Source organism: Arthrobacter sp. N1 (assembly GCF_048288285.1).
GTDB lineage: Bacteria > Actinomycetota > Actinomycetes > Actinomycetales > Micrococcaceae > Arthrobacter_D.
In genome coordinates this window covers 1,730,380-1,754,975 of sequence record NZ_CP102608.1, presented here as the reverse complement: position 1 = coordinate 1,754,975, position 24,596 = coordinate 1,730,380, and the positions used below count along the sequence as shown (strand labels likewise).

Below are 24,596 nucleotides of genomic sequence, written 5' to 3'. Positions count from 1 at the left end.
CCTTCGGTGCGTCAGGCCCGGGGAGGACGCGTCGGTGAATCCTCAGGAGCGGCCGGTCAGGGTGGTCCAGCGCGCAGCGAGGCCCCAGCGGGTGACATTGGCGATGGCCTCGAGCACGATGTTGCCGCTCATCTTCGAGTCACCGAGTTCCCGCTCGACGAAGGTGATGGGGACCTCGACGATCGTCAACCCGAGGCGCGCGACACGGAACGTCATGTCCACCTGGAAGCCGTAACCGACCGACTCCACGGCCGAGAGGTCCAGTGTCTCGAGGGTGGAGCGGCGGAAGGCCCGGAATCCGGCGGTGATGTCATGGACCGGAAGGCCCAGCATGAGCCGCGAGTAGGTGCTTCCCGCGCGGGAGAGCAGCTTGCGGTGCAGGGGCCAGTTGACCACGCTGCCGCCGGTCACCCACCGGCTGCCGATCACGAGATCGGCGCGATCGATCGCGTCCAGGAGTCCCTGCAGCTGTTCCGGGCGATGCGACCCGTCGGCATCCATCTCCACCAGGACGTCGTAGTCCCGCGCGAGGCCCCAGCGGAACCCGGCGATGTACGCAGCACCCAGGCCCTCCTTGCCGGTCCGGTGCAGCACGTGTACCTGGTCGTCCTCGGCAGCGGCGCGGTCGGCGAGCTCCCCTGTCCCGTCGGGGCTGTTGTCGTCCACGATCAGGACGTCGGAGGCCGGCACCGCCGCGCGGAGCCGGGCGAGGGTCAGCGGGAGGGACTCGATCTCGTTGTAGGTGGGGATGATCGTGACGACTCGCACGCAGGTGGGCCTTTCCATCGAGGATGCGCATCGCGCGGGGACTGCTCCGCACGCAGAGCCAGTCAGCAAGTATAGGCGACCGGTATCGGGCGTCGGAGATCCGGTGCCACTCCTCGGGCAGGCCCACGCGTCTTCGTACCGATCCCGGCACGCGTGCCGGCATCGTTTTCTACTGACGTGTGAACCTGCCCTTGTGAGTGCCGGCTCCAGCCGAAGGGGCAACACGCGCCATGGAAGAAGGCCGATGCGTTGCGCTCGTGGAGACCAGCCAGGTTTCCTCCCGCAGGAGTTCCTCTAACCCGTAGGGCAAAAGCTTACGTGCTGTGGAGGAGGTGTCAACAGCCCGCTGACCTGCGGAAACGTCCTTCGGCGCAGGTCAGGCGGGGGTGGTTCCCCGGCCGGGGAACGACGTCGGACGATCTGCGGATCAGGCCGTGGCGAAGCCGTCGACGGCGTACAGGCGGGTGCCGTCGTGCACCGTCTCGAGGCACAGCGGAGCGTTCTCGGTGTCCAGCGCCGGCAGGAGCGGGGTGCCTGCGCGCGGGTCCGTACTCCAGGACTGGACGCGGTTGTCGGGCGTCTGGACCATGAGTTCGTCGACCTTCCAGACGGCGAAGGATGCGGGGGTACCCGGAGCCAGCTGACCCATCATCGGGCTGCGGCCCGAGAGCCGCCAGCTCGCCCTCGAGTGGGCGATGAACGCCGCCCTCGCCGAGATGGTCTCCGCGGCGGAGGTGTGTTCCAGGCAGGCCCGCACCGAGGCCCACGGATCCAGCGGGGTCACGGGGCTGTCCGAGCCGAGGGCCACGAGCACACCGGCCGACAGGAGGGACGCGAAACGGTTCATGGAGCTGCTGCGATGTCCGAGGCGCTGCTCGTAGAGGCCGCCGTCCACGCCCCACAGCGCGTCGAACACGGGTTGGCCGCTGACCGCCACGCCGTAGTGGACCAGCGCGGCGATCGCGGCGTCGTCGGCCATCTCGACGTGCTCGAGGCGATGCCTCGCGCGGCGGACCTCCTCAACGCCCAGCTCCTGGGCGGTGCGCTCCAGGGCACGCAGCACGAGATCCAGGCCCGCGTCCCCGATGACGTGGAAGCCGGCCTGCACCTGCTCGGCAGTGGTCGCGACCAAGTGGGCGGCGGCGTCGTCCTCCGTGAGGTAGAGCGTCCCGCTGGACCCGGCGTCGTCGCTGTACGGCTCACGCAGCGCGGCCGTCCGGGACCCGATCGACCCGTCGGCGTTGAGGTCTCCCGCGAGGCCTGCGAGCCTGCCCCCGAATCCCCGCATGAGCTCCCGGACCTCCTCGCGCGACGAGGTCAGCTGCGCCCAGTAGGGGATGACCTCGGGGAGCGACAGGTCGTGGCCCGGTCCGTCGATCGATAGCAGCGTCTCGAGGTCCTCCCTCGGCGCGATGTGCGGTGCTGCCATCTCGGTGACCGCGACATAGCCGCGGGAGGCGGCGTGGAGCAGCGCGGCCTGCTGGTAGCTGCGGCGCTGGTCCACCGTCAGGCGTCGGGTGGCACGCCGGGCGGTCTCGTGGGCGGCGCGCACCACGAAGCCGTCGTCCCATCCGTCCACCGCGGCAAGTCCGAGACCCGCTGCCAGGGTCCCCGAGACCACGGCGGAGTGGATGTCCGCGCGGACGAGATACACCAGCGCTCCTCCTCCGGCGCGGTCGAGCTCCGACGCCGTCGGGACGCGCCGCTCCGGCCAGGAGGACTCGTCCCACCCGTAGCCGAGGATGGTCGTCGCGCCCGTGGCCGCCGCTGATTCGACGGCGGCGAGGAGCTCGGCCAGCGATCGGCACGCTGTCAGGTCGATCGAGCCGAGGGCGATACCCGTCTCGGTGGTGTGCGTGTGCGCATCCACGAAGCCGGGCGTGACCAGGGCGCCGTCGAGGTCCACGGTCCGGACATCCGGACCCTCGAGGTTCGTGGCTGCGTGTTCGGTTCCCACCCACGCGACGGTCCCGCCGTCGACGAGCATCGCCGTCGCGAACGGATCAGCGGGGCTGTAGACGGAGCCGTTGCGGTAGAGGACGGGGCGGGGGCGCTGGGACGTGGGCATCGCTGTGCTGGGCTGCTTTCCGTGGAGGGGTCGGGTCAGGACGCGGGCTGCAGCCGGTCCTACTCACTGATGTTCGAGTATGCCACCACGCCCCGGCGCACCAGCCTGATGGCCCGCACGCAGGTCTGCTGGAGTCCGCCCGGCAGGTCGGGGACCTTGGCCAGCTGGTCGAGCAGGTCGATCACCTGCTTCGACCACCGCACGAAGTCCCCCGCGGCGAGTTCCGTGCCGCTGAGGGCCGCCTGCAGGGAACGCCCCTGCGCCCACTTGAACATGGGCCAGACCAGGGAGAGTTCGGGCTCGCTGGTCACGGGCAGCCGGTGCTGCTCCTCGACGTCGTTCAGCTGGGACCACTGGCGGATGATCGTCTCGACCGAGCCCTCCAGCGCGACGCTCGGCATCACCGGCCGCACACCGCGTTCCTCCCGCTTCGCCTGGTACACCAGCACCGTGGTCACGGCGGCGAGCTCGGCCGCGTCGAGGTCGCCGAAGGCGCCTGCCTCGATGCACAGCGCGATCAGGAGGTCCTTCTCCCCATAGATGCGGCGGAGCTTCTGACCGGCCGCGCTGACCCGCACGGCGTCATCGGTGTACTCGAGGTAGCCGTAGTGCCCGAGGACCTCGGACACGCGGTCGAAGGTCTTCGCGATGGTGTTCGTGCGGCCGCGGATCTGGCCGGCGAGCTTGTCGGTCTCCCGGCGCAGCTTCCACCACCGCTCGGCCCAGCGGGCGTGCTGCTCCCGCTCGCTGCAACCGTGGCAGGGGTGCGCGCGCAGGCGGCGGCGCAGGTCGGTGATGGCCCGCTCCTCCGCCGCCGCCGATGCCGAGTAGCCTGCGGCCACGCGGTCCGCGCCGCGCCGCGCCGGTCGCCGGTCCTGCAGCGCGTTGCGGAGCGAGGACGTGAGGTCCCGCCGGTCCTTCGGGCTGCGGGCGCTGAAGTGCTTGGGGATCCGGATGCGGGACAGGACCTCCACGGGGCCGTCCAGGTCCTGCACGCCCACCCGGCGGATCTGCGTCTCGAGCGTCAGGACTGTCGGTCGCGGTTCCCGGGCCGTGTCGCTGTCGAGGACGACGGCGAAGCCCTGGCTCCGCCCGCCCGGCACGTCGATGACGTCCCCCGGCCGCAGTGACTCCAGCGAGGACTCCGCGGCGGACCGGAGCGTGCGCGAGCGGTCGCGGGACGCATTCGATTCGAGGTCGGACAGTTCGCGCCGGAGGTTCGCGTACTCGCGGAAGTCACCGAGATGGCAGGTCATCGACTTCTCGTAGCCCTTGAGGGACTCCTCGCGGCTGCGGACCTGCTTGGCGAGGCCGACGACGGACCGGTCCGCCTGGAACTGCGCGAAGGAGGTCTCGAGGATCTCCCGGGACCGCTCCTGCCCGAACTGGGCCATGAGGTTGATGCTCATGTTGTAGGTGGGCCGGAAGCTCGAGTTCAGCGGGTAGGTCCGCCGGGAGGCGAGTCCGGCCACCGCGCCCGGGTCCGTCCCGGGCTGCCACAGCACCACGGCGTGGCCCTCGACGTCGATCCCTCGGCGGCCGGCACGGCCCGTCAGCTGGGTGTACTCCCCCGCCGTCACGTTGACGTGCGCCTCGCCGTTGAACTTGTCCAGCTTCTCGAGGACCACCGTGCGTGCCGGCATGTTCACGCCGAGCGCGAGCGTCTCGGTCGCGAAGACGGCCTTGACCAGCCCCGCCGCGAAGAGGCGCTCGACGACCTCCTTGAAGGTGGGGAGCATCCCGGCGTGGTGGGCGGTGAAGCCCCTGATCAGGCCCTCCCGCCAGGTCCAGAATCCGAGGATCTCGAGGTCGTCCCGCGGGATGTCCGTCGTCGCGGCGTCGATCGTCTCGCTGATCTCGTCCCGTTCGTCCTCCGTGGTGAGCCACAGACCGGCGTGGAGGCACTGCGTCACCGCCGCCTCGCAGCCCGCCCGGGAGAAGATGAAGGTGATGGCCGGCAGCAGGTCCGAACGGTCCAGTGCGCTGATCACCTGGGGTCGCGTGGCACGCCGCACGATGGTCTGCTGGGGTGGACCGCCGCGGCCTGCACGGGACTTCCCACGCCGCCCGCCGGCCCCCCAGTTGGCGCGCTGGTTCAGGCGGATCTCGTTGCTCGCGAGATCGAGCAGCTCCGGGTTGACGTCGTACTGGTCCCGAGCGCCGGCCTCGGCACCAGCGGGAGCGGCCTCGTCGAAGGCGACGTCGCCGGCGAACAGGTCGATCAGGTTCTGGCCGACCATGACGTGCTGCCAGAGCGGCACCGGCCGGTGTTCGGACACGACGACGTCGGTGTCGCCGCGCACGGTGTCGAGCCAGGCCCCGAACTCCTCGGCGTTGGACACCGTGGCGCTGAGCGAGACGAGCTTGACCTCGCTGGGGAGATGGATGATGACCTCCTCCCACACGGCTCCGCGGAAACGGTCCGCGAGGTAGTGGACCTCGTCCATCACCACGTAACCGAGGTTGTCGAGGGCATCGGAGTTGGCGTAGAGCATGTTCCGCAGCACTTCAGTGGTCATGACGATGACGTCGGCGTCGGCATTGATGCTCGTGTCGCCGGTCAGGAGCCCCACACGCTCGCTGCCGTGGACCGCCGCCAGCTCCGAGTACTTCTGGTTGCTCAGCGCCTTGATAGGGGTGGTGTAGAAAGCCTTCAGCCCATGCTGCAGGGCCATGAAGACGGCGAACTCGCCCACCACGGTCTTACCAGCACCGGTGGGCGCGGCCACAAGGACGCCCCTGCCCGCCTCGAGGGCCGTACACGCCTCCCGCTGGAACGGATCGAGCTCGAACTCGAGGGTCTGCTCGAAGTGGGACAGTTGCGTCCGCGCGTGCTGCGTACGGGCCTTCGCAGCTGCGTATCTCTCAGCGGGAGTGCTCATCTTTCCACCCTAGACGCATCCGCGGGGCCGGGTGCGTCCTGTACGCGCAGAGCGTTCGGGTACCGGTCCTGCCCACGGTGATAGGAGGCAGCGGAACCGTCTGCACGCCCACTGGCCGACTCTCCCGTCGATGCACTCCCGGAGCAGATCGGGGTGCCGCAGTGGCGGGCCTGGTTCTCGACCGTCCCCGGGGCATCAGGGCCGGGGTCGACGCGGGCAGTCCGGCCATGCGGAGTTCATCCCAGGTGCCCCCGGCCAGCACCCAGCCGTCGTCATCGGTGTCGGTCGTTCGGGATCCGCGCGGGGACGGCTCGTGGCGCACCGCCGTCTTCCCGGCGCCGGTCGGCCGGGGTGTGGTCTAGAGGTCGTTCAGGGGTGTGGTCTAGAGGTCGTTCAGGGGTGTCGCCCGGTCCGCGTGTGCTTCCACGTCCGCTTCCCGGGCCGCGTTCCGGCGGGCCCGACGCTTGTCATTGAGCAGGCACAGACCGATCGCGACGAAGAACAGCACCAACATCGGCACCGCGAGATAGAACATGCTCAGCGCATCCCCACCCGGCGCGGCCATCGCCGCGAACAGACACACCAGGAACACCGTGATCCGCCACGCCTTCAGGATCTGCTTCCCCGAGACCAGACCCACCATGTCCAGCCCGAACAGCACCACCGGCAGCAGGAACGCGATACCGAAGGCCAACATCAACCGCAGCACGAACGCGAAATACACCGTCACGCTGATCAGATTCGAGAACTGGTCCGGCGTGAAATCCGTCAGGACCCGCACCGCGTTCGGCAGGATCAGCCACGCCAGATAGATCCCGGTCAGGAACAACGGGACCGCGACCACGATGAACCCCAGCGCCGTCCGGCGCTCCCCCGTCTTCAGCCCCGGCGTGATGAACGCCCACAACTGATACAGCCAGACCGGACTGGAAAGCACCACACCCAAAAAGATCGACACCTGGATCAGCAGATCGAACGGGGACGCCGCAGTGTCGAAGTTCAGCGACGCCGTCCGGCCGTCCTGCTCGTTGATCGCCACGATCGGCGCACCCAACGCCTCCAGCACCGGCTCATACAGGAAGAACCCCGCCACCGTCCCGGCCAGCACCGCCAACGCGGACTTGAACAGCCGGTTACGCGCCTCGCGGAGGTGCTCCTTCAAGGCCATCCGGCCCTCAGGATTCGCCTTCCTGCCGCGCGCAGGAACCTTCTCGGTCGTCACAGGATCAAGGACCAGCTACTGGTTCGTGTGCGAGGAACCACCCTGCCGGGACTCCCCCGCCGGAGACTGGCCCCCCACAGGACCCTCACCATGCTGGACCGGCTGCCCGGGCTGCTGGAACTGGCCCGGCTGCCCACCAGGCTGCGAGTGCTGAACGGGAGCCTGGTACGTCGGGGTGTACGTCTGGGACGCCGGGTCGACCACACGACCCTCGACCGGATCCGTACCGGCCCCACCGGTGTTGTTCTCGTCCTTCATCTGCTTCACCTCGGACTTGAAGATCCGCAATGACTGACCGACGCTGCGCGCCAGACCCGGAAGCTTCGGCGCACCGAACAGAACGATCGCAAGAACGATGATGATGACGATATGCCAGCCTTCGAGCCTCATGCCCAATTCCTCTCGTTGATCCCCACCACAGTTTAGGTCACAGGTGGGGCATGTCCCGCAGGAGCTGCGGCTGTCCACGGCGGTCGCGCTTCAGGACACGCCTGCTGCGTCGGTCGTCGAGCCGGCGGGTCCTGGCCAGGTCACGGGCAGCTCGGACGTCCTCAGGCGCCGAGAACACGGCGGGGACGGCGATACCCGGGACACCGGCCGCGCGGGGCGGAGCCGCTGCGTCGGCGGGGGCGTTCACCTCGAAGCGATCCATGGCTTCCCCGAATTCACCGAGAGTTCGCATTCCGCGACGGAAGACGCCGAAACCGACCGCCACGAGGAAGATCACGCTGACGGCGACCAGCGCGACCCAGAGCACGATCCACATCCACCAGAGCATGGGGTCCAGTCTAGGCCAGGGCCTGGTGGGCACGGGCGGCGGCGAGCCACTGCAGGGTCTCCTGCCGCAGTTCCTCGGGCGCGACGACGGCGGCCGAGCCGCCGAGACCCGCGACGAGTCCGGGGATCCACGTGCTCGAGGCGACGCGCAGCCTCGCCGCCAGGCGGTCGTCGCCGAGCTCCTGCACGGCCTCGGCGTTGTACTGGGCGGCGATCCACCGCGCCCTGGGCTCGAGCACCAGGGTCACCGTGCGGTCCTTCGCACCCGAGCGGTAGGGCGAGACGGCCTTCCTCCCGCGGGCGAGGGACTCCTCGTCGATGCTCGCCGTCGCCGGCTGGTCCGTGAGCGCGGCCCGCTGGATCCGGTCCAGGCGGAAGTTCCTGAGCCCGTCGGAGTCGACGCTCCACGCCTCCAGGTACCACGTGTCCTGGTGCAGGAAGATGCGGATCGGCTCGAGCAGGCGGTGCGTGATCTCGTCCCGCGTGGGGACGAAGTAGTCCACCTCCACGCGCACGCCCGAGTGGAGCGCGGCCTGCAGCACCTCCAGGGTGGGATCGATGTCGTCCTCGGTCAGTTTCGTGGCCACCGCGGTGCCGATGCGCGCCGCGTCGCCGGCGGCTGCCGTGAGCTTCGTCTGGGCGCTCACGATCGCCTCGTTGTTCCGCATGCCGGGCAGCTCCCGCAGCGCCTGCAGGCCCACGATCAGCGAGCAGGCCTCGTCCATGCTGAGCTTCACGGGTTCGGCGAGGTCGCGGGCATTCGTCAGGTAGATCCGGCCGTCCTCGATGTTCACGTCCATCAGCCCGTCCGGGTAGTGGCGCGGACCGCTGACGAACAGGAGGTCGAGGTCCTTGGTGAGCTGGCTCTCGCTCACGTCGAACCTCCTGGCGGTCTCGCCCACCTCGGAGCCCGGGTGCGCGAGGAGGTAGGGCACCAGGTCGAGCAGCCGGAGGAGGTGGTCCTGCGACGAGGACTTGCGCCGCGGAGCCGGACGCACACCGTCGGTGATCTCGAGGCCCTGCGGGGCGGCCAGGGCGGCGTCGTACGCCTTCTCGAGCAGCCGCCCCACCTCGACCGCCAGTTCCTGCGGTTCCTCGACGCGCGCATTGGTGCCCAGCCCGGTGATCGTCGCCGCCATGGGGCTGGACGCGGCGTAGGGGACGCGCAGGATGTCCCACTCCTCCCCCGTCTGCAGGACCTCTGCATCCTTGCGGACGCGCAGCACCTGGCACGAACCGGGGCGGACGGCGACGACGGCGGTCCGGTCCGGTTCGCTGCGGGACAGCGAGGAGAGTGTCTGGTTCATGTCGAAGGAGTCCGGGACGTCGAACGTCCCGCTCAGCACCACGGGCTCACCGGTCATGCGGGAGAGCCGGAAGAAGCGCTCGGCCTTGCGCGTCGTGTCGTACCCCACCACGTACCAGTGGCCGAACCGGGCCCCCATGCCCCACGGGTGCACGGTGCGGACCTCCTCGCGCCCGGTACTGGCGGCGCGGTAGGGGAAGCGGAGCGGCGTCCGCGTGGTCAGGGCCTGCCACACGATGTCCCAGTAGGGGGCGTCGGTGGTGATGCGGGGCTGGATGAGGGGCGTGAGTTCGGTGCCGCCGTCCGTGCTCCGCGAACTGAGCTTGCGCAGGGCGCGCGACGCCGCCGAGTCCAGGGACCCCTGGTCCCAGACGCCCGCGGCCAGGTTGAGGACGGCGTACTCCTCCGGCAGGAAGGTCACCCCGCCGAGTCGGTAGTCCTCCGCACTGATCCGGTACCGCTGCACGGTGTTGTCGTTGTCGAAGAGGGTGTCCTCGCTGAAGGACTCGAGCGGGATCCCCTGTTCCCTCAGCGCGGCCTTGTCACGGTCGAAGAGCTTCTCCCGGGCGGCGACGGACGTCGCCTCCCGGTAGAGGTCGATCTCGTCGAACAACTCCTCCTTGGTGAATCCCCGGCGGCTCGAGAGGAGCATGATCACGAGGGTGAGGAGGCGCTCGGTACGTTTTGCGGACACGGTGAAACCCTACCTTCACTGCAAGCACGGAAGGGACGCACGCCGACGATCGTCGACCTGCGTCCCTTCCGGACGAAACCGTGGTGCTTTCCTCCGGCCCGACGGGCGGGGCGGAGGTGGTGCTAGCGGACCGCCAGGAGGTCGACGACGAAGATCAGTGCCTCGTTGGGTCCGATCGCCGAACCGGCGCCGCTGGGTCCGTAGGCCAGGTGGGAGGGGATCTCCAGCCGACGTCGTCCGCCGACCTTCATGCCGAGCAGTCCCTGGTCCCAGCCCTGGATGACCTGGCCCACGCCGACCTTGAAGTCAAGTGGCGCCCCGCGGTTCCAGGAGGCGTCGAACTCCTCACCGGTCGAGAAGGCGACGCCGACGTAGTGGGTGGACACGGTGTTGCCGGGCTTCGCCTCGTCACCCTTGCCCTCGATGAGGTCCTCGATGACGAGGTCCGCGGGGACGTCATGGGAGGGGAAGTCGATCTCCGGCTTCTGCCGGTCGAAGTCGCGCTGTCCGAAGGACATGGTTTCCTTTCCTGGAGCTTCGGGGGTGTGGGGTGACCGGCCGGACTACTCCGCCGCGGCCTTGCTGACGATCTCGACGTAGAACACGAGGGTTCCGGAGGGCTGTCCCTGCTGGGCGTTCGGGTAGGCCCAGGGCTCGGGGATGACAAGCATGACCTTCGAGCCGACCTTCTGTCCGGCCAGGCCCTTGGTCCAGCCGGTGATGACGCCGTTGAGCGGGAACTCCGCGGCCTCACCGCGGTCGAAGCTCGAGTCGAACTTCTCGCCGTCGCTGTAGGTCCAGCCCGAGTAGTTCGCGGTGATGGTGTCGGCGTCCGTCAGGACCTCGCCGTCGCCCTCCTCGAGCACCTTGACCACGAGGTCGTCGGAGGGCCCGTTCTCCGGGATGGTGACCGCCGGCACGCCGGCGTCGTCGAACTCGAACGTGGGCAGCTGACCCTCGTCGTCGAGCTTCTGGACGTCCTCGGGCGAGAGGACCTCGGGCTCGGGCGGAGGCTGCTCGGCGGAGAGGACCTTGAGGACGATCAGCTGCTCGGGCAGGGCGGTCTGGCCCTCCGCGGGCTCGGGCGAGGGGCGGGTGTAGGCGATCTGGGCGCCGACCTTCGTACCGACCAGGACGTCGTACAGTTCTGCGTCCTGCTCCTTGAGCGTGTCGTCGACCGGCAGGACCTGGGGCTCGCCCTGGGCGTACGTGTCGCCGAGGACCTCACCGTCCGTGGCATTCAGCGCGACGAGCTGGTACCGGATCCGCTGCCCGGACTCGATCGCGTCGCCCTCGCCCTCCATGACAGTCTTCGCCGCCACGCCGGTGATCTCGAGGGGAGACTCGAACTCGACGGTCGGGGGCTCCTCGTCGGAACCGCCGCTCACCTCGACGGTGTCGAAGACCTCGGCGGCGCCAGCCGAGTTCCCCGACTCCTCGCCGGTCAGGTTGTCCGTCGTCGGTCCGCCGCAGCCCGTCAGCAGCAACAGCAGCAGCGGAAGGAGGAATGCTAGTACTTTTCGCACAGAACTACTTTCGGGTTGGTGACCGGTTCAGGCTGCCCGCAGAAGAAAGGGCCCTGACAAGCCTAACGGCTGCCGGCCGGCGGTTTCTCCTGTGAAAGTGCTGGCAGACGCCGGATCGCGGGTGCGGGCGGCTCACAGTTGCTGCAGCAGGGCCTCCACGCGCTCGTCCACCGAAGTGAACGGATCCTTGCAGAGGATGGTCTGCTGGGCGCGGTCGTTGAGCTTGAGGTGCACCCAGTCGACGGTGTAGTCGCGGTTCGCCTCCTTCGCCCGCCGGACGAACTCGCCGCGCAGGCGTGCGCGCGTGGTCTGCGGCGGAAGGTCGACGGCTTCCTTCACAGCGGTGTCGTCGACGACGCGTGCCACCTCCCCCCGCGCCTGCAGCAGGAAGAACAGGCCCCTCGACCGCGAGATGTCGTGGTAGGTGAGGTCCAGTTGCGCCGCGCGGGCGGACTCGAGGTCTCCCCCGGACCGTGCGAGGTATCGGTCGATGAGCTTCTTCTTGATCGCCCAGTCGATCTCCGTGTCGATCCGCGCGGTGTCTCCCGTCTCGACGGCGTCGAGTACCCGTTCCCACAGGTCCAGGATCGTCGGGACGTGCGCGTTGTGCGCGCCGTGGTCCGCCACGAACGCGGTGGCTCGCGCGAGGTACTCCCGCTGCATCTCCAGCGCCGTCATCTGCCGTCCGTTGGCGAGCTTCAGGAGCTGGCGTCCCGTGAGGTCGTGGGAGATCTCGCGGATGCTGCGGATCGGATTCTCCAGGCGGAAGTCGCGCATCATCTCGCCTGCCTCGACCATCCGCAGCAGCAGGTCGACGGACCCGACCTTCAGCAGCGTGGTGGTCTCGGACATGTTCGAGTCGCCGGCGATCACATGCAGGCGGCGGTAGTGCTCGGCGTCCGCGTGCGGCTCGTCCCTCGTGTTGATGATCGGCCTGGAGCGCGTCGTGGCGGAGGAGATGCCCTCCCACAGGTGATCGGCCCGCTGGGAGAAGGCGTAGAGGGATCCGGTCTGCGTCTTCAGGACCTTCCCGGCTCCGACGAGCAGCTGCCGGGTGACGAGGAAGGGGATCAGGATGTCGGCGAGGCGCGCGAACTCCAGCTTGCGCGGCATCAGGTAGTTCTCGTGGCTGCCGTAGGAGTTGCCGGCGGAGTCCGTGTTGTTCTTGAACAGGTAGATCTTGCCGTCGTAGCCCTCCTGCGCGAGTTTGCGCTGCGCCTCGGCGACGAGGTCCTCGAGGATCAGTTCACCTGCGCGGTCGTGCGCGATGAGCTGCGCGAGATCGTCGCACTCCGCCGTGGCGTATTCGGGGTGGGAGCCGACGTCGAGGTACAGGCGCGAGCCGTTGGTGAGGAAGACGTTCGAGGACCTCCCCCAGCTCACGACCTTCCTGAACAGGTACCGCGCCACCTCCTCCGGCGAGAGGGGCCGGGAGTTGGGCCCCGAGTAGGAGATGCCGAACTCCGTCTCCACACCGTAGATCCGGCGGTCCATCAGCTGTCCTGCCCGGTCTGCAGCAGGAGGTCGAGCTCGGGCGCGCCGATGCGGCGGAACGCCCGCCTGCTTCCCCGCAGCGTGTCCGGGTCGCGTTCGAGGAACGCGACCTCGAGGACGGAGGGATCGAGCACGGGTGCGCCCGCGTCCCCCGCCCCGGCGGCGACGACGCCGTCGTGCCGGAGGGAACGGGCTGCTGCCCGGACGGCCTCGGGAAGGCTGAGGTCGGCGGACCAGGAACCGCGCAGGGCGTCGACGACGGCGTCCGCCGCGCCGCCCATGACCACGAAGCCCGTCTCGTCGGCGATCGAGCCGTCGAAGGTGAGGCGGTAGAGGTGGTCTGCGTCCTGCGAGCGGCCCACCTCGGCGACGACGAGCTCCACCTCGAAGGGCTTGCTCTCCGCCGTGAACACGGCGCCGAGGCTCTGGGCGTAGACGCTCGCCAACCCGCGGGCCGTCACGTCCTCGCGGGCGTAGGAGTAGCCCCGGACATCGGCGTACCGTACGCCGGCCTGTCGGAGGCTCTCGAACTCGTTGTACTTGCCGACGGCGGCGAAGGCGATGCGGTCGTAGATCTCGCCCAGTTTGTGCAGCGAGGGCGAGGCGTTCTCGGCGACGAGGGCTATGCCGTCGCGGCAGCTCATCACCACGACCGAACGCCCCCGCCCGATCCCCTTCCGCGCGAAGTCGGCGCGGTCCTTCATCAGCTGTTCGGGTGAGACGTAGAACTGCTGCGTCATGGCTATGCCTCCCTGCCGGCCGAGGAGCGGGCGTCGATGATGGCGTGTGCCACCGCTTCCAGCTCGCGCTCGGGGATCCGGCGCGCACCGGCACCGTCGACCACGTACACCACGGGCCACAGCCCGCGGACGGTATCGGGGCCACCGGTGGCTGAATCGTCGTCTGCGGCGTCGTAGAGCGCCTCGACGGCGACACGCACGGCCGAGGCCTCGTCGAGGCGCGGACTCCACAGCTTCTTGAGGGCGCCGCGGGCGAACACCGATCCGGAGCCGACCGAGTGGTGCTCGTGCTCCTCGTACCGCCCGCCGGTGACGTCGAAGGAGAACAGGCGCCCCACGTGGCGGTCCGGGTCGAAGCCGGCGAAGAGCGGGACGACGGCGAGGCCCTGCATCGCCATCGGGAGGTTCTGCCGCACCATGGCCGCGAGCCGGTTCGCCTTGCCGTCGAGGCTCATCATGGTGGCCTCGATCTTCTCGTAGTGCTCGAGCTCCACCTGGAACAGGCGGGTCAGGTCAAGACCGATCCCGGCGCTTCCCGCGATGCCGAGGACCGAGTAGTTGTCGGCCGTGAACACCTTCTCGATGTGCCTGCTGGCGATCACGTTGCCCATGGTGGCCCGGCGGTCACCGGCCATCAGCACGCCGCCCGGGAAGGTCAGGGAGACGATCGTCGTCGCGTGCGGCGCCAGGTGGGAGGCGTCGGTCGAGGCGGTCACGGGACCCAGGGACCGGTTGGCGGGCAGCAGTCCCGGGTGGTGTTCACCGAGATAGGCGGAGAAGGAGGCCGAGGCGGCCCGTGGAACGGCTGCGGCTGCATCGTCCGGGAGCATCCGCTACTGGCCGCCCTTCTGCACGAAGCCCCGGACGAACTCCTCCGCGTTGGACTCGAGGACACCGTCGATCTCGTCGAGGAGATCGTCCACGCCCTGCGTCTGCGACGACTCCTGGGCGGCGGGGGCGGCGGGGCCGCCGGGGCGGGCTCGGGGAGTTCCTCCTCGGATCCCGAGGTCGAGCCGCCGGTGGAGATGCGGTCCTGTGAAGCCATGGTGGCCACCCTTTCGTGGTCGTGATGCGTGCGGTGGTCAGGTTCCTATGGTGCCACGCGGCGCTCGGGGCCGCTCAGTAATCGGGACAGGAAATCCTCAGCGTCGACCGCCGCGTCGAAGAGCGCACCGGTGAGCTCGGCCGTGCCCCGGAGCGGCTCCCTGGTCTGTACGCGCTGCAGCCGCCGCTCGCCCGGGAGTTCGAAGATCAGCGAGTCCCAGCTCGCTCCGACGACCTCTGCCGGGTACTCGGCGATGCAGCGTCCCCGGAAGTACGCGCGGGTGTCCCGCGGGGGTTCGACGACGGCACGGGCCACGTCTCCCGGCCCGACGAGCAGCTCGACGTCGCCGCGTCGCGCCAGGCGTCGGTAGATGCCCTTGTCCGGTCGGAGATCCGCGTACTGCAGGTCGACGAGCGCGAGGCGCGGGTCCGTCCAGTCGAGCCCGTCCCGCGCACGGTACGCCTCCAGCACCGAGAGCTTCGCGATCCAGTCCACCTGGCGGGCAGCGTCCATCGGATCCCGGCGCAGGGTGGCGAGCAGTGATTGCCAGCGCTCGACGACGTCACGCGTCTGGTCGTCGGCGTCCGGCGGGAGGGCGGCGGTGACGGCCTCGCAGTAGAGCTCCTGGAGGTCGAGGCCGCTCATCGCGCGGCCGTCGGTGAGCTGCACGGTGCGGGTGAGGGATGCGTCGTGGCTGATCGACTGGAGCGCCGCGACGGGATCCGCCAGGACGGGCACGGGCGCGCGGCCCTGCTCGATGAGCGCGAGGACCAGCGCCGTCGTCCCGGTCTTCAGGTAGTTGGAGACCTCGTGGAGGTTGGCGTCCCCGATGATCACGTGCAGGCGCCGGTACTTCTCCGCGACCGCGTGGGGCTCGTCCCGTGTGTTGATGATGGGCCGCCGGACCGTGGTCTCCAGGCCGACCTCGTTCTCGAAGAAGTCCGCGCGCTGGCTGATCTGGAAGCCTGCGTCCTGGTTCAGTGCACCGAGCCCCACCCGGCCCGCTCCGCAGATGACCTGCCGCGAGACGAAGAAGGGGATGAGTGCCTCGGCGAGCTTCGAGAAGGGCACGCTCCGCGGGACGAGGTAGTTCTCGTGCGAGCCGTAGGAGACGCTCTTGCTGTCGGTGTTGTTCTTGTAGAGGATCACCGGGGAGAAGCCTGGCGTGGCGGCGATCCGCTCCATCGCCGCGACGGCCACGCTGTCGCCGGCGCGGTCCCACAGGACGGCGTCGAGCGGATTGGTCACCTCGGGCGAGGAGTACTCGGGGTGGGCGTGGTCCACATAGAGGCGGGCCCCGTTGTTCAGCACGAGGTTCATGAGCACCGCCGCCTCGGCCGGCTCACCGCGCTCGAGGGCGATCTGCTCGGCCGTCAGCTCGTCCAGCTCCGGCGGCTCGTCGGTGAGCTGGCTCGGATGCGCACGCGCCCGGTCCATCCGGAAACCGCGCGCGTCCGTCAGCGGGGTCTCGTCGGTGTAGTCCCAGCGCGTGCCGGCCAGGTTGCCGAGACCCTCGCGCAGGGTCGCGGCATAGGCGTTGACCACCTGGGAGGACAGCAGCGTGGGGTTGGCCGACGGCAGGGCAGGCGCGATGATGCCGTACTCCGTCTCCGTCCCCATCACGCGGTGGACGGAGATCCCCTCACCGACGGCAGGCAGCCCCTGTGGGCGGCCCGTGAGCCGTCCACCCGTGTCCATCACAGATACTGGCCGGTGTTCGCCGTCGTCTCGATGGACTTGCCGGGCTCCTGGCCCGCCTTGCCCTGCACGATGGTCCGGATGTACGTGATGCGCTCACCCTTCTTGCCCGAGATGCGCGCCCAGTCGTCGGGGTTCGTCGTGTTCGGCATGTCCTCGTGCTCGCGGAACTCGTCCACCACGGCGCGCATGAGGTGCTCGATCCGCAGGCCCTTGCTGCCGTCCAGCAGCAGGTCCTTGATGGCGTACTTCTTGGCACGGTCCACGACGTTCTGGATGACGGCGCCGGAGTTGAAGTCCTTGAAGTACAGCATCTCGGTGTCCCCGTTGGCGTAGGTGACCTCGAGGTACTCGTTGGACTTGTCCGTGGAATACATCTGCTCCACCGTCCGCCGGATCATCTCCGCGATGGTGGTCCGCGGGTCGTCGCCGTTCTCGGCGAGGTCGTCCGCGTGCAGGGGCAGATCCGGGGTGATGTACTTCGCGAAGATCTCCGCAGCGCCCTCGGCGTCGGGCCGCTGGATCTTGATCTTGACGTCGAGGCGCCCGGGACGCAGGATCGCCGGGTCGATCATGTCCTCGCGGTTCGAGGCCCCGATGACGATCACGTTCTCGAGCTTCTCCACGCCGTCGATCTCGCTGAGCAGCTGCGGGACGATCGTCGTCTCGACGTCGGAGGACACACCGGTGCCGCGTGTGCGGAACAGCGAGTCCATCTCGTCGAAGAAGACGACGACGGGGCTGCCGTCGGAGGCCTTCTCGCGGGCGCGGGCGAAGATGAGGCGAATGTGGCGCTCGGTCTCGCCCACGTACTTGTCCAGCAGCTCGGGTCCCTTGATGTTCAGGAAGTAGCTGCGGATCTGCTCCAGCCCTGCCCGCTCGGCGGCCCGGGCAGCGAGGGAGTTCGCCACGGCCTTCGCGATGAGGGTCTTGCCGCAGCCGGGAGGCCCGTAGAGCAGGATCCCCTTGGGTGGCTTCAGCCCGTGTTCGCGGTACAGGTCCGGGTGCAGGAACGGGAGTTCGACGGCGTCGCGGATCTGCTCGATCTGCGGGCCGAGGCCGCCGATGTCGCCATAGGCGATGTCGGGCACCTCCTCGAGCACGAGGTTCTCGACCTCGCTCCGCGGGACCTTCTCCAGCCCGTACCCGGACTTCGTGTCGACGGCGAGGGCGTCCCCGACACGGATCCGCTCCGCCTGCAGGGGGCCGCTGAGCTTGATGACGCGCTCGTCGTCGGTCCGGCCGACCACGAGGGCGCGGTCCGTGCCCATGAGCTCCTTGACCGTGACGAGCTCGCCGGCACGCTCGAAGCCGAGGGCCGCGACGATCGTGAGGGACTCGTTGAGCAGCACCTCCTGGCCGGCGGCGAGCTGCCGCACGTTGATGAGCGGGCTCACGGTGACGCGGAGCTTCCGCCCGGACTGGAGGATGTCCGCGGTGTCCTGCACGGTGGCCTCGGTGGTGGTGCCGGGCTCGGCGGGACGCCGCGGATTCACCTGCATGACCGTGGCGAAGCTGAAGGGCGCAGCGCCCTCCTTCTCCAGGGCGGCCTTCAGCCGGACGATCTCCGTGCGCGCCGCTTCGAGGGCGCTGACGAGTTTTCCGTTGTTCTGGGTGGCGGCCGCGAGCTGCCGGTCGATGTGGCGGAGCTTGTCGCGGAGGACGTTGAGCTGCCGCTGGGCGATCGAGGCATCCACGGCGGGCGGAGTCACGTCCCGCTGGTCAGCGGCGGGGTTGTCTTGGGAGTCCGGCATATCGGTTCGCCACCTTGGGTTCGGTCCGTCAGCTGTCTTTCGACCTTAGCGCAGACCCCGCCCCGCGGAGCCCACCGGTCGTTCGTGCGACGACGCGGGGTTGACGCGGCCGTCCCGTGCCTGCTGCATCAGCTGCACGGCCATCACTCACGCTCCAACGCGCGACGACGGCGAGGCTCTCCCCCGCTGGACCCGCAGTTGACCCGGGCCGGCAGGCGGCGCCGGGCCGACCTCTACTCGACCGTGCCGCCGTCGGCGATGGCGTCGCGTCGCGCCTGCGCCTCCTCGGCGGGCAGGGAGCCGCGCTGGATGGTGGATGCAGCGTCGCGGGCCACCCGGCGGAGCCGCTTGTCGGAGACGTCCCGCTCGCCCACCGCCTGCGGGGTCCACGCATTGAGGTCCTCCGCGCTGAACCCGGTCTTCGAGGGCCGGCGCTTCGGCGTGAACCCGACGGCGCCGTCGGCGAGCCGGCGCGTGGTCAGCAGGAAGCCCGTGTGGGCGACCATGCGGTGGTCGGGGCGCACCGCGAGTCCTTCGAGGTGCCAGCCGCGCACCATGGACTCCCAGCCGTCGGGCTCGGTGAAGCGGCCGTCGGCGCGGATGGCCTCCGCGGTGCGGGACAGCTGGGTGACGGTCGCGACGTAGCTGATCCACACGCCGCCCGGTGCCAGCACGGTGGCCACGGCGTCGAGGCACTCCCACGGAGCGAGCATGTCGAGGACCACGCGGTCCACGGAGCCCGGTTCCTCGTGCTCCACCACCTGTTCCTGGAAGTCGCCGAGGGTGATCTGCCAGGCGGGGTGCGGGCCGCCGAAGATCGTCTCGACGTTGCCGCGGGCGATGTCGGCGAATTCCTCGCGGCGTTCGAAGGAGTGGAGGTAGCCGGAGTCGCCGACGGCGCGCAGCAGCGAGATGGACAGCGCGCCCGAGCCCACACCGGCCTCGACCACGCGGGAGCCCGGGTAGATGTCGGCCATCGTGACGATCTGCCCGGCATCCTTCGGATAGACGACGGCAGCGCCCCTCGGCATGGACAGGACGAAGTCCGAGAGCAGCGGACGGAGCGCCTGGTAGAGCTGGCCGCTCGTGTTCTCGAGGATCGTCCCCTCCGCGGTGCCGAGGATGGCGTCGTGCTGCAGGAAGCCCTTGTGCGTGTGGAAGGCGCCGCCGGGCGTCAGGGTGACGGTGTTCATCCGGCCCTTCTCGTCCGTCAGCTGGACGCGCTCACCGGGCCGGAAGGGCCCTCGGCGAGCAGCGGCGCCGTGCGGTGCGGCCTGCGGTTCGACGTCGGAGGACGGCACGGTGGGGGTGGACGGGGTGTCGCTCATGGTGGTCCTTCGGCAGGTGCCAGCGGGGCCGGCAGTGTCAGTGATGGGGGATGTTTCGGGGGCGCTGGTCGGGAGCACGGGGCCAAGCCTTCCGGCGCCCGGCGCGGCGGTCAGGCGCCCGGCGACGGTTTGCCCGTGATGGCCTGCACCACGGTGCGCTGGTGCAGCAGTCCGGTGACGGCACCCTGGCGGTTGACGACGGCGTATTCGTTGCCCTCCAGCCGGGCGAGGAATTGGACCAGTTCCTGCCCCTCGGCCCACTCGGGGACGTACGCCCCTGCGGCGAGGCGCCGGGCGGTCGCGTTCACCGCCGTCGTCCCGGCGACCTCCTCGGGGACGGCGAGGAGGGCGCCCTCGTCCACCACGGCTTCGGGGATGCCGGTGGCGCCCGTGATGACGACCGCGGCCCCCGGGTGTTCGCGGAGGAGGCGACGGGCGGCGAGAACGGTCGTCCCCGCGGGCAGTCCGAGAGCGCGCTGCTGGAGACGCCCGGCACTGATGGCCGGCAGACGGAGCCGCATGCGTGCGTTCTCGATGGCCGCCGTGGCACCCATCCACAGGAAGGCGCCCATGACGACGGCGATGATGATCACCGTGAAGTCCGGCCAGCGGCCCTGGAGCAGGGGCAGCCCGATCACGACGGCGAGGAGCAGGATCACCAGCACCCTGCCCGCCCACCCCGCGGCGACCGTTCCCTTCTCCTGGCTCCCCGTGGCCCTCCAGACAGCGCTCTCGACGAGGCGGCCGCCGTCGAGTGGCAGACCGGGGAGCACGTTGAACACCGCGACGAGCAGGTTGGCCCAGACCAGGATGGTCGCCAGGAGGTAGGTGACCGACCCGGGGGTCATGACCTGCAGGATGCCCCAGCCGATACCTGCCAGGACGAAGTTCGCGGCCGGCCCCGCGAGGGCGACGAGCAGGGATCGCCCGGGGGACGCGTTGAAGCTGGCGAACTGCGTGTGGCCGCCCCACAGGTTGAGGACGATCCGCGTGGTGGGCCAGCCGAAGGCCCGGGCGGTGAGCGCGTGGGAGAGTTCGTGGATGAGCACGGAGGCGGCGAGCAGGAGCGCGTAGCCGAGGGCGACGGCGTACGCGCCTGCGCCGATCCCGGGGAACGCGTTCGTGACGCGGGGGCCGAACACCAGCACGATGAACACCGTGATGACGAACCAGGACCACGCGAGGACCACGGGGATCCCGGCGATGCGGCCCAGGGACAGTCCCGGGCTCGGCTCTGCTTTCACGGGAGGCGGGGAGCTGGTCATGCCCGCTCCTCCGCGGGGGCCGTGCCGGGGGCAGCGACGAGGGCGGCGAGTTCGGCGGGGGTGCGGCCCTCCAGCGTGCTCCAGTCCGTGCGGCGCGAGTCGGGCGGCAGTGGGACGAAGTGCGGGACGGCCAGTGTCACGAGGCCCGCGGCCAGGGCGGAGGTCACACCCGGCAGGGAATCCTCGATGGCGACCACGCGATCCTTCGTGAGCCCTGGATGATCTGCGGCGAGGAGGTCGAAGCCCAGCTGGTACGCCTCCGGGTCCGGCTTCCCCGCGGAGACGCGGTCGCCGGTGACGAGGTGGGAGAACGTGCCCTCGGGCAGGTGCGAGGCGACGGCCGTCGCCAGCAGTGGTTCGGACATGGTGACCATGGCGCAGGGGATGCCCGCCTGACGCAGGGCCGCCAGGAGTTCGCGCGCGCCGGGTCGCCAGGGCACGTCCGCGGCGACGTCGGCGGCGACGCGCCCGGTCAGGTGTTCGATGATGGCGCTGATCCCGAGGTCCACGCCGGCCTGCTGCAGCCGACCCGCCGAGAAATCGAGGGCCTGGCCGACCAGGGCGGTGGCCTGCTCGATGCTCCAGGTCCCGCCGTGGGACTCGACGAGATCCCTCTCCGCGCGGATCCAGTACGGCTCGGTGTCGACGATGGTTCCATCCATGTCCCAGAGCACGCCCTGCAGTCTCCCGAGGTTCCCGCCGGTGCTGCTGCCGTCCGGCTCGGCCTCGACGCGGGCAAGGGTCTGGACGGTGCCGGTGGGGTGGTGTGCCATGGTCCCAAGTCTACGGTGACCCCTTGACAGGACTGCGCGTCAGCTGTCCGCGTAGCCGTCCAACCTCGCCTGACATGGCCGCGCAGCGGGGTTTAGGGTGAGAACGTGGACAGCTTCGACGAACACCAGCCGACCGGCGTGCAGGATCTCTTCCAGGATGCCGGCGAGCCGGAGCGGCGCATCACCATCATGCTCGCGGCCTTCGAGGGCTGGAACGACGCCGGTGAGGCCGCCAGTGACGCCCTCACCTACATGGGGCGCTTCTTCGGCAGCGAACGCATCTCCACCATCGACGCCGACGAGTTCTACGACTTCCAGTTCACCCGTCCCGTCATCAAGCGGAACTCCGCCGGTCAGCGGCGTATCAAGTGGCCGAACACGCGGATCAGCAAGGCTGTCGTGCCGGATTCGGCCGTGGACCTCATCCTCGTCAACGGCGTGGAGCCCTCCTACAAGTGGCGTGCCTACACGGCCGAACTCGTGGCGCTGGCGAAGGAGCTGAACGTCGACTGCATCGTCCTCGTGGGTGCACTGCTGGCCGACGTACCGCACAGCCGTCCCATCCCGGTGACGGTGACCTCCGACGACGACCTCGTCCGGGAGAGCCTCGAGGTGGAGCCGTCGACCTACGAGGGACCCATCGGGATCGTCGGCGTCCTCGCCGAGATGGGCCTCCTGGCGGACATTCCCACCATGTCGCTCTGGGCCGCGGTGCCGCACTACGTCGGTCAGTCGCCGTCGCCGAAGGCGCAGCTCGCGCTGCTCAACAAGCTCGAGGAGATCCTCCAGATCTCGGTGGAGACGCACGTCCTCACCGAGGAGTCCGAAGCCTGGGAGCGCGGGGTCGACGAGCTCGCCACCGAGGACCCCGAGGTGGCAGCCTACGTGCGTCAGCTCGAGGAGGCGAAGGACACCGTCGACCTGCCCGAGGCGAGTGGCGAGTCGATCGCGCGCGAGTTCGAGCGCTACCTGAAGAAGCGCCGCCGCGAGCAGTGAGTGTCGGCGGTAGCAGCCCCCCATGAACGCGGCCCGCTGAGCCGCCACGGGATGCCCGCCCGCCGTGCTCACGCGTTGCGGTGGCCCGGCGCTCGACCCGGAGGAAGGGCCTAGAGGCGCACCCCGAGCAGGGCGTCCACCAGGTCGGCGAACTCCTGCCGGCCCGAGCCGTCGCCGTGGATGCCGGCGGCCCAGGCGTCGATCGCGGCCAGCGCCGAGGGGGCGTCGAGGTCGTCCGCGAGGTGCTCCCGGACCTGTGCGAGGAGATGGGCGACGTCGGCGCGGTACGCGAGCGTGGCTGCGGACCGCCAGGTGGCGAGCCGTGCGACGGCTTCCTCGAGGACCGCGTCCGTCCAGGACCAGTCCGAGCGGTAGTGGTGCGCGAGGATGGCGAGCCGGATGGCTGCCGGGTCCACGCCGGCCCGGCGCAGCTTCGAGACGAGCACCAGGTTGCCGCGTGACTTGCTCATCTTGCCGCCGTCGTAGCCCACCATGCCGGCGTGGGCATAGTGCTGAGCGAGCGGTGAGCCACTCGAGGCCCAGGCGTGCGAGGCGCTCATCTCGTGGTGCGGGAAGACGAGGTCCGAGCCGCCGCCCTGCACCGTGAAGGGAGCCGGGAGGTAGCGGTGCGCGATCACGGCACATTCGATGTGCCAGCCGGGCCTGCCGTCGCCGAGAGTGGCTCCCGGCCAGTCGGGCTCGGCCGGCCGCGCGACGCGCCAGAGGAGTGGATCGAGCGCGTTGCGCTTGTGCGGCCGCGTCGGGTCTCCCCCGCGCTCGGCGGACAGGGCCACCATGGCGTCGGCGTCGAGGTGCGAGACCTGACCGAGGAACCAGCGGGCGTCGTCGTCCTCGTCCAGCAGGGCGGCCGCATCCAGCGAGAAGTAGACGTCGCCGTCGGGGTCCCCGCCCTCACCGGGGACGGTGTAGGCCAGACCGCGGGACATGAGGTCCTCGACGGCGGGGACGATCCACCCGACCGCCTCGACGGCTCCGACGTAGTGGTCGGGCGGGAGGACATTGAGTGCCTCCATGTCCTCGCGGAAGAGCGCGATCTGCTCGGTGGCGAGGTCCCGCCAGTCGACGCCCGTGGCCGTGGCCCGCTCCAGCAAGGGATCGTCGACATCCGTGACGTTCTGGACGTAAGACACGGTCGAGCCGGCGTCCCGCCAGGTGCGGTTGAGGAGGTCGAAGGCTACGTAGGTGGCCGCATGGCCGAGGTGTGTGGCGTCGTAGGGCGTGATGCCGCAGACGTACAGGCTGCGCTCCGGATGCCGTTCGAGGACCGTCCCTCCCTGCAGGGCCGTGTCGAACAGGGTGATGTCCGACTGGGTGCCGTCGAGTTCAGGGACAGGAGTCGAGTTCCACGCAATCACACGTTCTACCTTACGGCTCGGCGTCAGGCGCTGATGACGCCCAGTCCGAGCAGCACGTAGAGAGCGAGTCCGAGCAGGATCCGGTACCAGACGAAGAGCCCGTACCCGCGGGTCGTCACGAACTTCAGGAACCAGCCGATGATCGCGAAGCCGACGACGAAGGCCACCACGGTGGCGAGGGCCGTCTCGGGCAGCGCGTACGGTCCGGTCTCGTCGTAGCTCTTGACCAGCTGGAAGACACCGCTGCCGAACACCGCGGGGATGGCGAGGAGGAACGAGTAGCGCGCCGCAGCCTCCCGCGTGTACCCCATGAGGAGGCCCGCGGTGATGGTCCCGCCCGATCGCGACACGCCCGGGACGAGGGCCAGCGCCTGGGCAAGCCCGAAGAGGATGCCATGCCGGTAGGTGAGGGTGTGCAGCTCCCGCGTCTGGCGCCCCACATGGTCAGCGACGGCGAGGATCAGCCCGAAGACGATCAGCATCGTCGCCACGATCCACATACTGCGGAACGTGCTCTCGATCTGGTCCTGGAAGAGGAGCCCGAGCACAACGATCGGGACGCTTCCGAGGATCACGAGCCATCCCATGCGGGCATCCGGGTCGTTCCGGGGGACGGTGCCCCGCAACGCTCCGAACCACGCCTTCACGATCCGGACGATGTCCCGCCAGAAGAAGACCACGACGGCGGTCTCGGTGCCCAGCTGGGTGATGGCGGTGAACGCGGCTCCCGGGTCCTGCGCGTCGGGGAGGAGTTCGCCGACGATGCGCAGGTGGGCGCTCGAGGAGATGGGGAGGAACTCGGTGAGGCCCTGGACGAATCCCAGGATGACAGCTTCTATCCAATGCACGCTCATGACCCTAAGCCATGCAGCCGGGCGCAGGCC

Annotated in this window: 20 protein-coding genes and 1 pseudogene; 1 reads left to right on the top strand and 20 read right to left on the bottom strand. The window is 69.6% G+C overall.

The annotated features are described in order from the left end of the window. Positions 1–42: 42 nt before the first annotated feature. The 18 genes and pseudogenes from NVV32_RS07920 to NVV32_RS07835 all read right to left on the bottom strand — a co-directional run bounded on the left by NVV32_RS07920 (position 43) and on the right by NVV32_RS07835 (position 21,340). Positions 43–768: a polyprenol monophosphomannose synthase gene (locus NVV32_RS07920; protein ID WP_055771097.1), complete on the bottom strand. Its 726-nt coding sequence runs from the start codon at positions 766–768 to the stop codon at positions 43–45. A 427-nt stretch (positions 769–1,195) separates the two neighbouring features. Beyond that, positions 1,196–2,836, bottom strand: coding sequence for an amidohydrolase (locus NVV32_RS07915; RefSeq protein WP_055771093.1), 1,641 nt, complete (start codon positions 2,834–2,836; stop codon positions 1,196–1,198). Positions 2,837–2,895: 59 nt separating this feature from the next. Further along, entirely contained in the window at positions 2,896–5,718 is a 2,823-nt protein-coding gene (locus NVV32_RS07910) for a DEAD/DEAH box helicase (RefSeq protein WP_422391955.1), read from the bottom strand. Between the two features lie 382 nt (positions 5,719–6,100). Then, entirely contained in the window at positions 6,101–6,886 is a 786-nt protein-coding gene (gene tatC, locus NVV32_RS07905) for a twin-arginine translocase subunit TatC (protein ID WP_422392022.1), read from the bottom strand. A gap of 69 nt (positions 6,887–6,955) precedes the next feature. Beyond that, on the bottom strand, positions 6,956–7,330 hold the full coding sequence (gene tatA, locus NVV32_RS07900; protein WP_422391954.1) for a Sec-independent protein translocase subunit TatA: 375 nt from the start codon (positions 7,328–7,330) through the stop codon (positions 6,956–6,958). Positions 7,331–7,367: 37 nt separating this feature from the next. Beyond that, on the bottom strand, positions 7,368–7,718 hold the full coding sequence (locus NVV32_RS07895; protein WP_055771082.1) for a hypothetical protein: 351 nt from the start codon (positions 7,716–7,718) through the stop codon (positions 7,368–7,370). Between the two features lie 10 nt (positions 7,719–7,728). Next, the gene (locus NVV32_RS07890; RefSeq protein WP_055771081.1) at positions 7,729–9,717 is read right to left on the bottom strand and encodes a helix-turn-helix transcriptional regulator; all 1,989 of its coding nucleotides are present in this window, start codon (positions 9,715–9,717) and stop codon (positions 7,729–7,731) included. A 122-nt stretch (positions 9,718–9,839) separates the two neighbouring features. Further along, positions 9,840–10,235 (bottom strand): FKBP-type peptidyl-prolyl cis-trans isomerase, encoded by a 396-nt coding sequence (locus NVV32_RS07885; protein ID WP_055771076.1) that lies wholly within the window; start codon positions 10,233–10,235, stop codon positions 9,840–9,842. 45 nt (positions 10,236–10,280) lie between these two features. Further along, complete coding sequence (locus NVV32_RS07880; protein ID WP_422391953.1) at positions 10,281–11,243, bottom strand: FKBP-type peptidyl-prolyl cis-trans isomerase; 963 nt, start codon at positions 11,241–11,243, stop codon at positions 10,281–10,283. Between the two features lie 132 nt (positions 11,244–11,375). Then, a complete protein-coding gene (gene pafA, locus NVV32_RS07875; protein ID WP_422391952.1) occupies positions 11,376–12,737 on the bottom strand; it encodes a Pup--protein ligase in 1,362 nt (453 codons plus the stop codon). Beyond that, complete coding sequence (gene prcA, locus NVV32_RS07870; RefSeq protein ID WP_422391951.1) at positions 12,737–13,477, bottom strand: proteasome subunit alpha; 741 nt, start codon at positions 13,475–13,477, stop codon at positions 12,737–12,739. Before prcA ends, pafA begins: the two co-directional genes overlap by 1 nt. Positions 13,478–13,479: 2 nt before the next feature. Then, positions 13,480–14,307, bottom strand: coding sequence for a proteasome subunit beta (gene prcB / locus NVV32_RS07865; RefSeq protein ID WP_422391950.1), 828 nt, complete (start codon positions 14,305–14,307; stop codon positions 13,480–13,482). Positions 14,308–14,310: 3 nt separating this feature from the next. Then, positions 14,311–14,522 (bottom strand): annotated as a pseudogene (locus NVV32_RS07860) (ubiquitin-like protein Pup). 45 nt (positions 14,523–14,567) lie between these two features. After that, entirely contained in the window at positions 14,568–16,220 is a 1,653-nt protein-coding gene (dop, locus tag NVV32_RS07855; RefSeq protein WP_422391949.1) for a depupylase/deamidase Dop, read from the bottom strand. After that, positions 16,220–17,974 (bottom strand): proteasome ATPase, encoded by a 1,755-nt coding sequence (arc, locus tag NVV32_RS07850; RefSeq protein WP_055771060.1) that lies wholly within the window; start codon positions 17,972–17,974, stop codon positions 16,220–16,222. Before arc ends, dop begins: the two co-directional genes overlap by 1 nt. A 233-nt stretch (positions 17,975–18,207) precedes the next feature. Further along, positions 18,208–19,302: a tRNA (adenine-N1)-methyltransferase gene (locus tag NVV32_RS07845; protein ID WP_422391948.1), complete on the bottom strand. Its 1,095-nt coding sequence runs from the start codon at positions 19,300–19,302 to the stop codon at positions 18,208–18,210. A 110-nt stretch (positions 19,303–19,412) separates the two neighbouring features. Then, complete coding sequence (locus NVV32_RS07840; protein ID WP_422391947.1) at positions 19,413–20,567, bottom strand: site-2 protease family protein; 1,155 nt, start codon at positions 20,565–20,567, stop codon at positions 19,413–19,415. After that, entirely contained in the window at positions 20,564–21,340 is a 777-nt protein-coding gene (locus NVV32_RS07835) for an HAD family hydrolase (protein ID WP_082471500.1), read from the bottom strand. The genes NVV32_RS07840 and NVV32_RS07835 overlap by 4 nt, the downstream gene beginning before the upstream one ends. A 105-nt stretch (positions 21,341–21,445) precedes the next feature. On the opposite strand from NVV32_RS07835, the gene NVV32_RS07830 reads away from it, so the two are divergent. Continuing rightward, on the top strand, positions 21,446–22,336 hold the full coding sequence (locus NVV32_RS07830; RefSeq protein WP_055771052.1) for a PAC2 family protein: 891 nt from the start codon (positions 21,446–21,448) through the stop codon (positions 22,334–22,336). 110 nt (positions 22,337–22,446) lie between these two features. Here NVV32_RS07830 and mshC read toward each other — a convergent pair whose 3' ends face one another. Both mshC and NVV32_RS07820 read right to left on the bottom strand, forming a co-directional pair. Next, complete coding sequence (mshC, locus tag NVV32_RS07825; RefSeq protein WP_422391946.1) at positions 22,447–23,712, bottom strand: cysteine--1-D-myo-inosityl 2-amino-2-deoxy-alpha-D-glucopyranoside ligase; 1,266 nt, start codon at positions 23,710–23,712, stop codon at positions 22,447–22,449. Positions 23,713–23,735: 23 nt separating this feature from the next. Continuing rightward, positions 23,736–24,566 (bottom strand): undecaprenyl-diphosphate phosphatase, encoded by an 831-nt coding sequence (locus NVV32_RS07820; RefSeq protein WP_422391945.1) that lies wholly within the window; start codon positions 24,564–24,566, stop codon positions 23,736–23,738. Positions 24,567–24,596 lie beyond the last annotated feature (30 nt).